Origin of the sequence: Streptomyces purpureus, assembly GCF_014648195.1 — a bacterium.
GTDB lineage: Bacteria > Actinomycetota > Actinomycetes > Streptomycetales > Streptomycetaceae > Streptomyces > Streptomyces purpureus.
The window spans coordinates 30,063-45,181 of record NZ_BMQQ01000009.1 but is presented as its reverse complement, the minus strand read 5'-3'; the positions used below and the strand labels follow the sequence as shown (position 1 = coordinate 45,181).

Sequence of the window (15,119 nt, the reverse complement as noted above, 5' to 3'; positions counted from 1 at the left end):
GGCGCATGACGGTCTCGATCAAGGCGAAGCTGGGCGCGCTGGTCGTCGGGGCGGTGCTGATCACCTCGGGTCTGGCGCTGGTCGCCATAAAGACCTCGACCGAGTTCCGCTACATCACGATCTTCGCGATGATCGCGACCCTGCTGATCACCCAGTTCGTGGCGCACGGCCTGACCGCCCCGCTGGACGAGATGAACACGGTAGCCCGGTCGATCTCGGACGGCGACTACACCCACCGGGTGCGGGGCGCGGACCGGCGCGACGAGCTGGGGACGCTCGCCTCCACGATCAACCGGATGGCGGACGACCTGGAGGCCGTGGACCGGCACCGCAAGGAGCTGGTCGCCAACGTCTCCCATGAGCTGCGCACGCCCATCGCCGCGCTGCGGGCCGTCCTGGAGAACGTGGTGGACGGGGTCTCCGAGGCCGATCCGGAGACGATGCGCACGGCGCTGAAGCAGACCGAGCGGCTCGGCCGGCTGGTGGAGACCCTGCTCGATCTGTCACGGCTCGACAACGGTGTCGTCACGCTGAAATCGCGCCGCTTCGAGGTCTGGCCGTATTTGTCGGGTGTGCTGCGCGAGGCGAATCTCGCGGCCGCCCAGCGCGGCCTGTCCTCCACCTCCGGTCTGCACACCCGGACCGACGTCCATCTGCACCTGGACGTCTCGCCGCCGGAGCTGACCGCCCGCGCGGATGCCGAACGCCTCCACCAGGTGATGGCCAACCTGATCGACAACGCGGTCAAGCACTCCCCGCCGCACGGCCGGGTGACCGTACGGGCCCGGCGGGGCGCCTGGCCCGAGTCGCTGGAGCTGGAGGTCGAGGACGAGGGCCCCGGCATTCCGGAGTCGGAGCGGCGCACGGTCTTCGAGCGGTTCAACCGGGGCAGCGTCCCGGCCCAGAAGGGGCCGGTCAGCGACGGCGGTACGGGTCTGGGGCTGGCGATCGCCCGCTGGGCGGTGGATCTGCACGGTGGCCGTATCGGTGTGGCCGAATCCGCACGTGGCTGCCGCATCCAGGTCACTCTTCCGGGCAGCCCCTGAGCAAGAGATTGACGTAGGGTTCGAACCGGAAGCCCGTGTTCTGCGTGTCAGTGGTCAGAACGCCGGCCGGGCTGCGACTCACGGGGGTCGCAGCCACGCTCGCGCGTACCCGAAACAAAGCGGAACCACGCTTGTTTCCCGCCATTCCCTACGCCGAAACTCTCCGTCAAGTGTGACTTGCGCGACGTTGGCATGCCCGGCCTGCACCTCCCGGCCGGGGAGGCGTAGCCTTTATTTCCGCTGTCCATCACCTTGTGAAGCGGAAGAGGGCGGTTGCCGCCGTGTCGTCTCAGTCCCCCAGTAACTCGAGCTCCCAGACCGACCAAGGCGCGCAGGGAAAGAACCCTGCCGCCGCCTTCGGTCCCAATGAGTGGCTCGTCGACGAGATCTACCAGCAGTACCTCCAGGACCCGAATTCGGTCGATCGTGCCTGGTGGGACTTCTTCGCCGACTACAAGCCCGGTACCCCCGGCACGGCTGAAGCCCCCACGACCGGTGCCGCAGCCACGGGGGCTGCGGTGACCGCCCCGGCGGCGCCCGCCGCCCCGGCCCAGGCCCCCGCCGCCGCTCCGGCGAAGCCGGCCGCAGCCGCCGCACAGCCGGCTGCCGCACAGCCCGCCGCCCCGGCCGCTCCGGCCAAGCCCGCCGCCGCGAAGCCGGCCGCAGCCGCCGCACAGCCGGCTGCCGCCAAGCCCGCGGCCGAGGCCCCTGCCGGCCCCGAGCTGGTCACGCTGCGCGGCCCGGCCGCCGCCGTCGCGAAGAACATGAACCTCTCGCTGGAGATGCCGACGGCCACGTCCGTCCGCGCCGTCCCGGTGAAGCTGCTCTTCGACAACCGGATCGTGATCAACAACCACCTGAAGCGCGCCCGGGGCGGGAAGATCTCCTTCACGCACCTGATCGGCTACGCGATGGTGCAGGCGATCAAGGCCATGCCGTCGATGAACTACTCCTTCGCGGAGAAGGACGGCAAGCCGACCCTGGTCAAGCCGGAGCACGTGAACTTCGGCCTCGCCATCGACCTGGTGAAGCCCAACGGCGACCGCCAGCTCGTCGTCGCGGGCATCAAGAAGGCCGAGACCCTGAACTTCTTCGAGTTCTGGCAGGCCTACGAGGACATCGTCAAGCGCGCCCGCGTCGGCAAGCTGACGATGGAGGACTTCACCGGCGTCACGGTCTCCCTGACCAACCCAGGCGGCCTCGGCACCGTCCACTCCGTGCCGCGGCTGATGCCCGGACAGTCGGTGATCATGGGCGTCGGCTCCATGGACTACCCCGCCGAGTTCCAGGGCACCTCCCAGGACACCCTGAACAAGCTGGGCATCTCCAAGGTCATGACCCTGACCTCGACCTACGACCACCGGGTCATCCAGGGCGCCGCCTCCGGCGAGTTCCTGCGGATCGTCGCCAACTACCTCCTCGGCGAGGAGGGGTTCTACGACGAGATCTTCAAGGCCCTGCGCATCCCCTACGAGCCGGTCCGCTGGCTCAAGGACATCGACGCCTCGCACGACGACGACGTCACCAAGGCCGCGCGGGTCTTCGAGCTGATCCACTCCTACCGGGTCCGCGGCCATGTCATGGCCGACACCGACCCGCTGGAGTACCGCCAGCGCAAGCACCCCGACCTGGACATCACCGAGCACGGCCTCACCCTGTGGGACCTGGAGCGGGAGTTCGCGGTCGGCGGCTTCGCCGGCAAGTCGATGATGAAGCTGCGCGACATCCTCGGCGTGCTGCGCGACTCGTACTGCCGCACCACCGGCGTCGAGTTCATGCACATCCAGGACCCCAAGCAGCGCAAGTGGATCCAGGACCGCGTCGAGCGCCCGCACTCCAAGCCGGAGCGTGAGGAGCAGCTGCGGATCCTGCGCCGCCTGAACGCCGCCGAGGCGTTCGAGACCTTCCTGCAGACCAAGTACGTCGGTCAGAAGCGGTTCTCGCTGGAGGGCGGCGAGTCCGTCATCCCGCTGCTGGACGCGGTCATCGACTCCGCCGCCGAGGCCCGCCTCGACGAGGTCGTCATCGGCATGGCCCACCGCGGCCGGCTGAACGTGCTGGCGAACATCGTCGGCAAGTCGTACGCCCAGATCTTCCGCGAGTTCGAGGGCAACCTCGACCCGAAGTCGATGCACGGCTCCGGCGACGTGAAGTACCACCTGGGTGCCGAGGGCACCTTCACCGGTCTGGACGGCGAGCAGATCAAGGTCTCGCTCACCGCCAATCCCTCGCACCTGGAGGCGGTCGACCCGGTCCTCGAGGGTGTCGTGCGCGCCAAGCAGGACGTCATCAACAAGGGCGGCACGGACTTCACGGTCCTGCCGGTCGCCCTGCACGGTGACGCGGCCTTCGCCGGCCAGGGTGTCGTCGCCGAGACGCTGAACATGTCGCAGCTGCGCGGCTACCGCACCGGCGGCACGGTCCACATCGTCATCAACAACCAGGTCGGCTTCACCGCCGCCCCGGAGTCGTCGCGTTCGTCGATGTACGCGACCGACGTGGCCCGCATGATCGAGGCGCCGATCTTCCACGTGAACGGCGACGACCCGGAGGCTGTGGTCCGCGTGGCGCGGCTGGCCTTCGAGTTCCGCCAGGCGTTCAACAAGGACGTCGTGATCGACCTCATCTGCTACCGCCGCCGCGGTCACAACGAGGGCGACAACCCGCAGTTCACCAACCCGCAGATGTACAACCTGATCGACAAGAAGCGTTCGGTGCGCAAGCTCTACACCGAGTCGCTGATCGGTCGCGGTGACATCACCCTCGAAGAGGCGGAGCAGGCGCTCCAGGACTTCCAGGGCCAGCTGGAGAAGGTGTTCGCGGAGGTCCGCGAGGCGACCAGCCACCCGGCTCCGACGCATGTCCCGGACGCGCAGCCGGAGTTCCCGGTGGCCGTCACCACCGCGGTCTCCCAGGAGGTCGTGAAGCGGATCGCCGAGTCGCAGGTGACGATCCCCGAGCGGATCACGGTCCACCCGCGTCTGATGCCGCAGCTGCAGCGGCGTGCCGCCTCCGTCGACGACGGCACCATCGACTGGGGCATGGGCGAGACCCTCGCCATCGGTTCGCTGCTGATGGAGGGCACCACGGTCCGGCTCGCCGGCCAGGACTCCCGCCGCGGCACCTTCGGCCAGCGCCACGCGGTGCTGGTGGACCAGGAGACCGGCGAGGACTTCACCCCGCTGCTCTACCTCTCCGAGGACCAGGCCCGCTTCAACGTCTACGACTCGCTGCTGAGCGAGTACGCGGCGATGGGCTTCGAGTACGGCTACTCGCTGGCCCGCCCGGACGCGCTGGTCGTCTGGGAGGCCCAGTTCGGTGACTTCGTCAACGGCGCGCAGACGGTCGTCGACGAGTTCATCTCCTCGGCCGAGCAGAAGTGGGGCCAGACCTCGGGCGTCACGCTGCTGCTGCCGCACGGCTACGAGGGCCAGGGCCCGGACCACTCGTCCGCCCGCCCGGAGCGCTTCCTCCAGATGTGCGCGCAGGACAACATGACGGTCGCGATGCCGACGCTCCCGTCGAACTACTTCCACCTCCTGCGCTGGCAGGTGCACAACCCGCACCACAAGCCGCTGATCGTCTTCACCCCGAAGTCGATGCTGCGTCTGAAGGCGGCGGCGTCGAAGGCGGAGGAGTTCACCACCGGTGGCTTCCGCCCGGTGATCGGCGACGAGTCGGTCGACCCGAACGCGGTCAAGAAGGTCGTCTTCTGCGCGGGCAAGGTCTTCTACGACCTGGACGCCGAGCGCAAGAAGCGCGGCACGACGGACACGGCGATCATCCGTCTGGAGCGTCTGTACCCGCTGCCGGGTGCCGAGCTCCAGGCCGAGATCGCCAAGTTCCCGAACGCCGAGAAGTACCTGTGGGCGCAGGAGGAGCCGGCGAACCAGGGTGCGTGGCCGTTCATCGCGCTGAACCTGATCGACCACCTCGACCTGGCCGTCGGCGCGGACATCCCGCACGGCGAGCGTCTGCGCCGCATCTCGCGTCCGCACAGCTCGTCCCCGGCGGTCGGCTCGAAGAAGCGTCATGAGATCGAGCAGGCCCAGCTGGTGGCCGAGGTCTTCGACGCCTGATCCAGCAGGCACGTAGACGATCGAAGGGCCCGGTCCGTATCAGCCGATACGGACCGGGCCCTTCGGCGTCCCGGCCAGGGGCCTAGACGGGCTGCGGTTCGAAGTCCCAGTACGGGCGCTCGCGCCGCCGCACGCTCAGGGTGTGCGGATGCTGGTCGCCGAGGGTCTGGGCGAGCGCCCGGATCACCTCCTGCTCCTTCTCCGCGGCCTCCTTGGCGCGCCGCAGCGCGCGCAGGTCGGCGGCGTGCGCGGCGCGGGCGGACAGCGTCAGCGGGTGGGACTCGCCCAGCACGTCCCCGGCCCGCTGCGCGGTGCCCGCGGAGAGTTCCGCCGCGCCCTCCTCGTCGCCGACCAGGGCCCGGGCGGCCGAGGTGTTGAGCGCGCAGCCGAGCGTCCAGGGGTGGTGTTCGCCGACGGAGGCCCGCATCCGGGACAGTGCCCGCTCCGACATGTGCAGGGCCTCCTCCCGCTCACCGAACTCCGACCGTACGAGCGCGAGGTTGCCGAGCACGCCGGCGGCGAAGGGGTGCCCGTCGCCGAGCAGTGAGCTGTACTCGTCGCAGGCGCGTTCGGCCAGTTCTCTGGCGCGTCCGGTGTCGCCGTGCTGGCGCAGCAGGTTGGCGTAGTCGGCGAGGACGGCGAGGGTGTCGGGGTGGCGCGGCCCGTGGACCTGCTCGGAGCGGCTGAGGACGGTCCGCATGAGGACCTCGGCGGACTGGTATTCGCCGGTGCGGCGCAGACAGAGCGCCAGGTTCTGCTCGGCGCGCAGGGTCTGCGGGTGGTGCCGGTCCATGATCTGGCGGTGGACGCGGACGTTCTGCTCCTGACGTGAGGTGGCCTCCTCGTAGCGGCCGAGCCAGCGCATCAGGGTGGCGCAGGTGATGCCGCTGGAGAGGGTGGAGGGGTGGCGGAGCTTGAGCACCCGTTCCATGACCTGAAGGACGTCCAGCTCGATGGTGAGCGCCTCCTCGTAGCGGCCGAGCTGGGCGAGGACGTAGGCGTAGTTGTGGCGGGCGCCGAGGGTGCGGGGGTGCTGGTCGCCGAGGAGCCTGTTGTAGGTCTCCCAGACCTCCTGGAAGAGGAGCTTCGCCTCGTCGTAGGAGGCGAGGGCCATCAGGCTGCCGCCGAGGCCGGTCTTGGCGCGGACCAGTTCGCCGCTGTTCGGGGAGTGCTGTTCCAGCTGGGCGACGGAGCCCCGGCCCATGGCCTCGGCCTCGCGGTAGCGGCCGACCCTGCGCAGCAGGATCGAGTGGAGGTATTCGAGCATGAGCAGATTGCGGTCGGCCGGGGCGAGCCGCTGCTGCCAGCGGGGCCAGGCCTTCACGCACAGGTCGAGCCCGGCGGTGTACTCGCCGCGTACGCGCAGGTAGTTGATGCAGTCCAGGACGAGCTCCTGGACGCTTGCGTCGGTGCTGTCGAAGGCGCCGGCGTATTCGAGGTGCGGGATGAGCTGGGCGTAGCGGGCCCACAGGCGGGTGTCGTTGGGGTTGCGCGGGGATCCGCTGACGAGGACCCGGCAGGCGGCCGCGGAGGCGGCCTCGCGCTCGGCCTGCGGCATCCCGTCGCGGAGGTAGCCGTGGTAAAGGTGGTGCATCTGGACGGATTCGACGCCCGGGTCGAATCCGGTGTCCGCGGGGTAGTCCATCCGCATCACCGCGGTCGCCTCGTGCAGCCGGCGAAGGTTGGTGTGCCAGCCGATGGGGTCGGCGGCGAGGGCGGCGAGATGGGGCGGCAGGTCGCCGGGGCGGGCGGTCTGGATGAGTCCGACGGGGATGGCGTCCGGCGAGAAGAAGCCGAAGACCTTGAGGAGTTCGGCGGCGTCGGGGTGCTTCTCGCGGAGCATGTTCTGGGTCAGCGACCAGCTGGTCCAGACGCTCTTCTTGTAGTCGTCGTCGGCGATGGAGATGCCGAACTGGTTGGGCCGGCCGCTGCGGATGCGTTCGATGTACGTCTCGACCGGCATGGTCTCGTTGATGTCGAGCCAGGCGGCGGTCTGGTTGAGCAGCAGCGGCAGGTCCTGCACGGCCTCGGCGAGCGCGTCGGCCTGCTCGGCGCTGAGCCGGGCGGCGCGGCGGCGGGCGAAGGCGACCGACTCGCGGCGGGTGAAGGGCTGGATCTCGATCTCCTGGGTGCGGCCGAGCGCGGCCCAGTCCCGGGTGAGAGTGGTGATCAGTACGTGTCCCGGCCCGTCGGGGAGCAGGCCCTCGATGCCTTCGGTGGAGTCGGCGCCGTCGAAGACGAGGAGCCAGTTGCGGTACGGGCGGCCGCTGCGCAGGGTGTCCTGGACGGCCCGGATCCGGTCGCCGGTCTCGCGTCCGGCGGGCAGCTGGAGGCGGGTGGCGAGCTCGGCGAGCTGCTCGCGGGCGGTGCCGGGGTAGCCGGAGTTGACCTGCCAGACGATGTCGTACTCGTTGCGGAAGCGGTAGGCGTACTCGCGGGCGATCTGGGTCTTGCCGACGCCGGAGATTCCGCGCAGCACACAGCGCTCGCCCTCGCCGGAGCCCCGGGTGAAGACGTCGTGGATCTCGTCGAGGACGGAGTCGCGGCCGGTGAAGCGTTCGTTGCGGGGCGGTACGTTCCACTGGGCCTGGTCGTCGTTGGGGAAGCGGGGGCTGCTGCCGTCCGTGTCGTCGGTGGGCCGTGGCTGCTCCACGGAGAGCCGGCGCAGCAGCCGGCGGCGGGCCTCGCGGGCGTCGAGACCGAGCAGGTTCACCGGTCCGAGCGCGGCGGCCGTGGTGGGCAGGGCGCCGGTGGCGACGTTCACCGCGGCGAACCGGTCGGCGTTCGGCGGGACGACCTCGCGCAGCGCTTCGGCCCACTCGGCGGCGGGCCGGGGGCCGAGGCCGAAGTACCAGTCGTCGAGGACGAGCAGCACCCGGCCGGGCCCGTCGAGCAGGCCGGTGAGGGCCTCGACGAGCGTGGTCTCCACGGCCGGGTCCCAGCGGAGCATGGACGTACTGAGTCCCTGCTGTTCCAGCTGGTGCGAGATCCAGGCCGCCCACGGGCGGCTCGAACCCGCGTGGCTGATGGTGATGTGCTCGGCCATACGACCGTCTCCCTGTCCTGCGAGCAGTGTGGCGTGCGATGGGGAACGTGGGCTCTTCCGGCACCGTAAGGCATCCGCGACCTGCCGATCCGGTGAAGTCCCGGACGCGCGCGGGCAATCGGCCGACAGGCTTACGGCGAGGCGCTGGCGATCTCGGCGCGCAGCCGGCCGGCTATGTGCCGTATGAGCCGGGTCATGTCCGCGCAGTAGACCGTCGGGTGCTGGAACCCGCTGTGCGCCACATAGCGGTGGGCGTAGTTGCCGGCGCCGCAGACGGCGACGAGGGGGCAGTCGAGACAGGCGGCGGGCAGTGCGCCGCGGCCGAGCTGCCGGGCGACGATCCCGGGGTGCTCCAGGGCCTCGTCGAAGGTGTTGCGGTGCACGTCGAGTCCGGTGGCCGGGGCGTAGGGGTAGGCCGTCTTCAGCGAGTCGACCTGTTCGATGGCGCCGTCGGTGTCGACGACGACGGTGGCGGCCGGGGAGAGTCCGACGGACTCGGTGGAGCTGGGCAGGCCGAGGAGCAGGGCGATGATCTCGGCGAAGAGCCGGACGGGGACCGCGGGCCGGTCCTTGTCCCACCACAGGTCGAAGACCTCGGCGAGCCAGTCGCCGTAGGGCGTGGGGCGCCGGTGGGGCAGGGTGAGCGTGCGGGGGTCGTCGGGTGCGACCCCGGGCGGTGGGGAGGACCAGTTGGCGTGCGGCAGGAGCAGGTCGAGCGCGGGGGGCCGCAGCGCGGTGAGGCCGTCCAGCACCTCGCCCGGGTCGCTGGTGAGGTCGATGGTGCAGAGGATGCCGGCGTAGCTGCCGGGGTGGTCGCGCAGCAGCCGGGCGGCGCGGGCAGCGGCCGGCCAGCCGGGGCGGCCGGCGTGGTCGACGCGGCGGCGGTTGTGGGCGGCGGTGCCGCCGTCGAGGCTCAGCCCGACGCGGATGCCTGCGCCGGCGAGTGCGGCGAGGGCGTCCGGGGTGAGGAGGGTGCCGTTGGTCTGCACGACGAAGGAGACGGCGCAGTGGTCGGGTAACGCCTCGCGGACGTGGGCGGTGTAGCGCAGCAGGGGCGCGGCGCCGCCGAGGAGCGGTTCACCGCCGTGCAGATCGACCCGTACGGAGCTCAGGCGGTGGGCGCGGACGTGTTCGGCGATCCGGGCCGCGGTGCGCCGCATGGTGGCGTCGGGGACCCGGACGGGCCGCTCGCGCCAACTGCGGTCGGGGCTCTCGTAGATGTAGCAGTACGTACAGGCCAGGTTGCAGCGGCTGTGTGTCTTCAGGACGAACTGGCGGAACGGCAGGGGGTGTGGCCCGGTGCGTCGGGCCTCGGCGAGATCGAGCTCGTACAGCGGCCAGGGCGCCGGGGAGCGGGCCGCTCCCGCGCCCGTGTGCTCGACCCTCACTCCGCACCCCCGTTGCGTCAGTTCATCGGCTCCAGTCGTTCCCCCGCCCGGCGGGGCGGGGTCTCACGGTGTGTCCTCGAACGCGGCGAACGTGTCGTGTTCCGTACGCGGCCGGGCCAGCAGCCCCTCCAGCACCACGGAGAGCGCCGGCCGTTCACTGCGGTCGTACAGGGCGGCGAGGTCGACGCCGGAGAAGTCCGGCAGCGACTCGCCGGGCACGCTCACGGCCGGGGTCCGCACATCGTCTCCTCGTGTGGTCGCGTCCGCGCTGTGCAGGTCTCACCGCACATGCCCTCTGGCCCGCGCCCGGAAACACGTGCGAGTCACCGCGTGCCGCCCAGGTGCCGGATCCGGTCATCCGTGCGCCGCACTTCGGCCGGATCCGCGCCCGGGACGCCGTCCCACTGCTCGCGGGCCTGCCGGTACATCTCCAGCGCCCTGGCCGGTCCGGCGAGGTATTCCAGGACCTCGCCGCGGCCGTGCAGGGCCCGCGCGGCGGTCAGCGGGTCGCCCGCGGCGGCGGCCTCGGTGGCCGCGCGCCGGTAGGTGTCGTCGGAGATCCCCCACTCGCCGCGCTCCTCGGTGCGCTCGGCCAGCAGCCGGTGCAGGCCGCCCAGTTCGAGCAGGGCCTGGGCGCGCGGGGCGGGTATCTCGGTGCCCCTCAGTGCCTCTTCGGCCGTCCAGCACGCCTCGTACAGGTCGGCGATCATGGACTCGCGGTGGTAGCGCTCGCGCAGCGCGCGGGCGAGGAGCAGTCGGCGCTCGGCCGCGGAGGGGTGGCTGGGGGCCGTGTCGGCGACGGCCTCCCGGAGGCTGTGCACGGCCTCGGAGACCGTGGACCTGGGCTCGGGCTCCTGGAGAATCTCCAGGAGCATCCGGCCGTATGCGACGAGGAGTTCTACGCGTTGTGGGTCACCCGGTCGTAACAGACTCAATGCCCGTTTCATCTCCGCCTCGGCCAGTTCGGTGTCCTGTGTGACGCTGTCAACGTCGTGTGCGTGGCCGGCCGCGCGGTGCCGGGCCCACCGGTACACGGCGAGCCGGCCGAGCGCGAGGGCCTCCAGCTCCGTCTCCCCCTCTCTACGGGCCGCGTCGGCGGCCCGGTTCAAGGTTTCCCCTTCCGCGGGGTGTGTGAACGGTTCACCACTGAGCGCGTATGCCTCGGCAAGATCGAACAGCGCACGCGCCGGTGGTACAGCTCCGTCCTCCGCGCTCCTGGTGTCCTGTACCCCCGAATCGAGCGCGGAAGCGGCCCGTTCGGCCAGTTCCCTTGTCCGGTCGCTGCCGGGCTCCTCCAGGGCGGCCCGCTGGAGGAGCACCCGCCCGAGGGCGAAGCGGAGTTCGGGCGGCGGCGGGCCGCCCGGCCAGGTCTGGGTGAGCCGGCCGAGCAGGCGGCTGGAGCGGCGCAGCGGCTCGGCGGCGGCGGTGGGCGAGAGCTGTGAGCGCCGCTCCACGATCCGGGTGTGGAGCAGCGCGCACTCCCGCATGGTGTCGGTGTCCAGGCCCCGTTCCCCGAGGGCCCGTTCCAGCTGGGCGGCGGCCTCGTCGAGGTCCCCGGCGCCCTGGTCGCCGGTGACCGCCTCGCCGCGGGCGCGCAGCACGCGGGCGAGGGTGAGCCGGTCCCGGGCCCGCACGCGCGCGGTGGCGCCGTCGGTACGGGCGCGGGCGACCTGCTCGGCGCGGCGCAGGGAGTCGGGGTCACGCCATTCGGTCCAGGCGTGCAGCAGCGCTTCGGTGTAGAGCCGGCCGCGGTCGGGGTGGTCGGCGGCGGCCGGGGTGCGCAGCAGCCGCAGCGCCTCCAGGAGGTCGTCGGTGGAGCGTTTAGCGGCGTAGGACCGCAGGTGGGCGGTGGCGGCGGCGACCGGGCCCTCGGCGGCGGAGGGGGTGGTGGAGCGGTAGCCGACCTCGCGCTCGAAGCGCCGCATGACCTGTTCGGAGACGTACACGAAGGGTTCGGGCACGCTGCCGCTGCCGCTGGCGACCCGGCGCCCGGTGCCTTCCAGGTGGGCGACGACGATGGCGGGGAAGTTCCGGGCGCCGCGGCCGAAGGTGCGCTCGATGTAGAAGGCGCAGTGCTTGAGGACGAGTGCGGCCTCGCCCGCGCTGAGCTGTTCGAGGAGCAGTTCGCGTACGTACGGCTGGAACTCGAACCACGGCCCGTGCCGCCGGCCGTCGTCCCGGTCGCCGCCGCGGGGTTCGTCGAGCTCCCGGACCAGGCCGCCGAGGAGCACCTCGGCCAGTTCGCCGGGGCCGCTCTGCGGCAGCATCGCGCGCTGGACAAGCTGCATCACGGGCACGGACAGGGGCGCGGCGGAGAGCTGGACGGCGAGCTGACGGGCGGCGGGCGAGGCGGTCTCGGCGAACTCGGCGAGCCGCTCGGCGGCGGCCTCCCGGTCCTCCCCGGGGGCGGCCGCCACGCTGTCCCGGGGCGCCTCAAGGGGGGCGGCCGCGCAGCGCAGTTCGAGCCCGGCGTCGGAGGAGACCAGCCGCGCCCAGGTGCGCAGCGCGGCCGGCGTCGGGGTGAGGACGGGCACGACGGGGTGGGGCACCGTGGCGCCGTACCGCGCGCGCGTGCCCGGCTCCAGGCCCCGGAACTCCAGCGCCCGGTACGGTCCCGGCCTGCGGGTGAGCAGGCCGACGGCGGCGGGCAGCGCGGTGCGCTGCCACATCCGGTGGGGCAGCGGCTGGAGCACGGCGAGCGGCGCGCTGCCCGCCCAGCGGCGCAGCTGCTTCTGGAAGGTGCCGTCGCGCCAGAGCGGTCCGGTGCAGTCGCTGAGGACGACGTGGACACGCTGTCCGGAGGCGTCGGACAGCTCCTGGGCGGGGCGCAGGACCTGCCCGGGTCCGGAGTGGGCGGTGACGCCGATGCCCTCGCGCAGCGGGTGGACGTACTGGACGCCGACGTCCCGGAAGGCGCCGAGCTGCTCGCAGGTCCGGCGCAGTTCCTGGAGCAGGCCCTCCCACACGGCCATGGAGGGCGCGCCGTCCATGAGGATCTGCAGGTCGGCGGTGCGGCCGCGGACGCGGCGGACCACGGGGACCACCAGGTCGGTGCTGGCGGCGAGTTCGACGGTGGCGTCCACGTCGAGGGCGATGTCCGTGGTCGGCCCGGAGGGCCGGTAGGAGCGCAGGGCCCGCAGGGCGCGCTGCAGCGGGGGCAGGGACGGCAGGGTGGATGCGGCGGGCGCCCTGGTCCGGCGGCCCGGATCGGGGGCGGGGACGGGTGCCGTCGAACCGCGTGGCTCGGTCTCCGGCGGGGTGTCACGGTCCGTCGCGGCGGTGGGCGGGGCCTGGTCCGCTTCGGCCGCCGGATGCCCGGCGGGGACTTTGGCCGGATCCTTGCGGCGTGCGTCGGGCGCGCCGGGTGGCGCGGGCTCGGCGTCGGGCGCCGTCCACCGGGACAGCCAGAGCGCGTCCGCGATCTCCCTGCTGTCCAGCCGTACTCCGGCGGTCGAGAGGGCCTCTACGAGATGGAGGAAGGGGTCCGGGCGGGGGCCGGGCACCCGCGTCACCCCGTCCGGTCGAGCGGTGTCATCAGGACGTCGGCGAGCCGGGCCCTGGTGGCGGCGCCCTCCTCCGCCCCCATGAGCCGGACCAGCTGGATGGCGTTGAGCAGCTGGTCGACCGCGAGGACGTCACCGGCGTCCCGGTGGAGGAAGCGCCGGATGAGGTCGGCATGCTCCACCTCCGCCTGGTCGCCGAAGTGGGCCCGCACCATCCCGGCGAGCCGGGCCTCGTCGGGGGCCGGCATCTGCAGCTGGATGCAGCGGCGGCGCAGCGGCGCGGGGAAGTCGCGTTCGCCGTTGCTGGTCATCACGATGAAGGGGAACTGCCGGCAGCGGACCCGCCCGCCGTGGAGGGGGACCTTCACGCCGTCGTCGGTCATGACCTCGACCACGGGGGCGATGTCGGCGATCCGCTCCAGCTCCGGGATGACGAACTCGCCCTCCTCCAGGACGTTCAGCAGGTCGTTGGGGAGGTCGATGTCGCTCTTGTCGAGCTCGTCGACGAGGAGGACCCGGGGCCGGTCGTACGGCAGCAGCGCGGTGCCGAGGGGGCCGAGCCGGATGTAGCGCCCGATGTCGGCGATGGCGGAGCCCTCGTGCTGGTCGCCCTCGCCGAGGGTGCGGCGGATCTGGAGGTCCTGGAGCCGGCCGATGGCGTCGTACTGGTAGAGCCCGTCGCGCAGGGTGCTGCGGCTGACGATGGGCCAGTTGAGGACCCGGCCGAGGCGCAGTTCGTACGCGACGGAGTGGGCGATGGTCGACTTGCCGCTGCCCGGGTTGCCGGTGACCAGGAGGGGTCTGCGCAGATAGAGGGCGGCGTTGACGAGCTCGCGCTCCTCGGTGCCCGGCCGGTGCAGCTGGGCCTGGAAGTCGCGGACGCCGAGCCGGCGGCGGGAGGCGCTGTCGAGCGCGCTCGCCGTCTGGACCGGGCCGTCACCGTCGAAATCGCGCCATGGCGGCGGTGGGGGCAGCAGGTCGATTCCGTCGTGCGGGGCTCCGGCGCCCCGGTAGATAAGCCATTCGCTCATGTCGACCCCCTTCTCGACAGGCTGCCACGACAGTACCGGGGCCCGCCGCGGATCACGATGCATTCCGGTCTCGTCGCCCCGGTTGCTGGAGGGGTTTTTCGGCCGCGCGGGGCAAAGGGTGCCGCGGATCGTCGTAGAAGAGCACAAGACCACGCGTCCAGGCGGCCCTCGGCTCCCCGGCCCGCAGTCGCCACACCCGGCGGGGCAGGGACAGGACGGCCGGATCGGGGCCGACGGCGGAGAGGAGCCCGGCGACCCCGTCGTGGAACTCCTCGCAGTGGCCGGCGGCCGGATCCGGGTGCGGCTCGCCGTGGCCGTCGGCGCGCCAGAGCGCGACGGGGAAGCCGAGACCGGCCGCGCGCTGGACGGCGTCGCCGCCGGTCCCGGCCGACACGTCCCGGCAGAGCACCGGCACGGTGCCGTCCGGCAGCGCGCTCAACTGCTGCCGGCCGAGCGGGGCGTGCGGTTCGGCGAGCCGTACGGGCGTGAGGCGGGGGGCGCTCAGCAGCCCCTGCCAGCGGCGCGCCCACGGGTCGGCGGCACCCTCGTCGCCCACCACCGGGGCGAGCCGGCGCTCGATGTCCCGCAGGACGACGGGCCGGTCGGCGCCGACGACGGACCGCGGCGAGCTGGGGCGGTGGTCCTCGCGCATCTCCCACTCGGCGACGGCGGCGCCGAACAGCGAGCCCGGCAGGGCGACTTCGAGGGGCACGGGGTCACCGGCCGGGCGGGCCGCGTCGGCGCCGGCCAGCACCCCGGCCAGGGCGAGCAGGGCCTGCTCGCGGGCGCGGGCGAAGGGCACGCCGTCCGGCTGGGGCTCGACGGCGAGCTCCCAGCGCCCGTCCCCGTAGCCGCGCAGCACGGACCAGGTGAACAGCGCCTGTTCGGCACCGGCGCCCGCGTACCCGTCGTCCTCGGTGTCGTCGTAGAAGGCGGGCGCCTCCTCGAACTCCAGCAGGACGGCGCGCGGGGCGGGGCGCAGTCCGCTCAGCCGCTTGCGCATCTGGGGGCGCAGGGCCTGGCCGC

8 protein-coding genes are annotated in these 15,119 nt (G+C 72.3%); 2 read left to right on the top strand and 6 right to left on the bottom strand.

The annotated features are described in order from the left end of the window. Nucleotides 1-5 precede the first annotated feature (5 nt). Both IEZ01_RS13860 and IEZ01_RS13855 read left to right on the top strand, forming a co-directional pair. Nucleotides 6-1,046 carry a HAMP domain-containing sensor histidine kinase gene (locus IEZ01_RS13860; protein WP_189202016.1) on the top strand — a complete coding sequence of 347 codons (1,041 nt, stop codon included), beginning with the start codon at nucleotides 6-8 and terminating at the stop codon, nucleotides 1,044-1,046. A 281-nt stretch (nucleotides 1,047-1,327) separates the two neighbouring features. Next, entirely contained in the window at nucleotides 1,328-5,125 is a 3,798-nt protein-coding gene (locus IEZ01_RS13855) for a multifunctional oxoglutarate decarboxylase/oxoglutarate dehydrogenase thiamine pyrophosphate-binding subunit/dihydrolipoyllysine-residue succinyltransferase subunit (RefSeq protein ID WP_189201905.1), read from the top strand. A gap of 82 nt (nucleotides 5,126-5,207) precedes the next feature. Here the strand turns inward: IEZ01_RS13855 and fxsT are convergent, their stop codons facing one another. The 6 genes from fxsT to IEZ01_RS13825 form a co-directional block, all read right to left on the bottom strand. Beyond that, entirely contained in the window at nucleotides 5,208-8,171 is a 2,964-nt protein-coding gene (gene fxsT / locus IEZ01_RS13850; protein WP_189201902.1) for an FxSxx-COOH system tetratricopeptide repeat protein, read from the bottom strand. Nucleotides 8,172-8,302: 131 nt separating this feature from the next. After that, nucleotides 8,303-9,559 carry an FxsB family cyclophane-forming radical SAM/SPASM peptide maturase gene (locus IEZ01_RS13845; protein ID WP_189201899.1) on the bottom strand — a complete coding sequence of 419 codons (1,257 nt, stop codon included), beginning with the start codon at nucleotides 9,557-9,559 and terminating at the stop codon, nucleotides 8,303-8,305. 63 nt (nucleotides 9,560-9,622) lie between these two features. Then, the gene (locus tag IEZ01_RS13840; RefSeq protein ID WP_019889389.1) at nucleotides 9,623-9,799 is read right to left on the bottom strand and encodes a hypothetical protein; all 177 of its coding nucleotides are present in this window, start codon (nucleotides 9,797-9,799) and stop codon (nucleotides 9,623-9,625) included. 83 nt (nucleotides 9,800-9,882) lie between these two features. Beyond that, complete coding sequence (locus IEZ01_RS13835; protein WP_189201897.1) at nucleotides 9,883-13,062, bottom strand: SAV_2336 N-terminal domain-related protein; 3,180 nt, start codon at nucleotides 13,060-13,062, stop codon at nucleotides 9,883-9,885. 5 nt (nucleotides 13,063-13,067) lie between these two features. Continuing rightward, nucleotides 13,068-14,093 carry an AAA family ATPase gene (locus IEZ01_RS13830; RefSeq protein ID WP_028797969.1) on the bottom strand — a complete coding sequence of 342 codons (1,026 nt, stop codon included), beginning with the start codon at nucleotides 14,091-14,093 and terminating at the stop codon, nucleotides 13,068-13,070. Nucleotides 14,094-14,145: 52 nt separating this feature from the next. Further along, nucleotides 14,146-15,119, bottom strand: a 974-nt coding sequence (locus IEZ01_RS13825) for a VMAP-C domain-containing protein (RefSeq protein ID WP_444545485.1), incomplete at its 5' end; no start/stop codon positions are given.

Excerpts from the sequence above, each read along its gene's own strand:
- fxsT (WP_189201902.1), bottom strand. The coding sequence starts at position 8,171 with ATGGCCGAGCACATCACCATCAGCCACGCGGGTTCGAGCCGCCCGTGG.
- IEZ01_RS13860 (WP_189202016.1), top strand. The coding sequence starts at position 6 with ATGACGGTCTCGATCAAGGCGAAGCTGGGCGCGCTGGTCGTCGGGGCG.
- IEZ01_RS13830 (WP_028797969.1), bottom strand. The coding sequence starts at position 14,093 with ATGAGCGAATGGCTTATCTACCGGGGCGCCGGAGCCCCGCACGACGGA.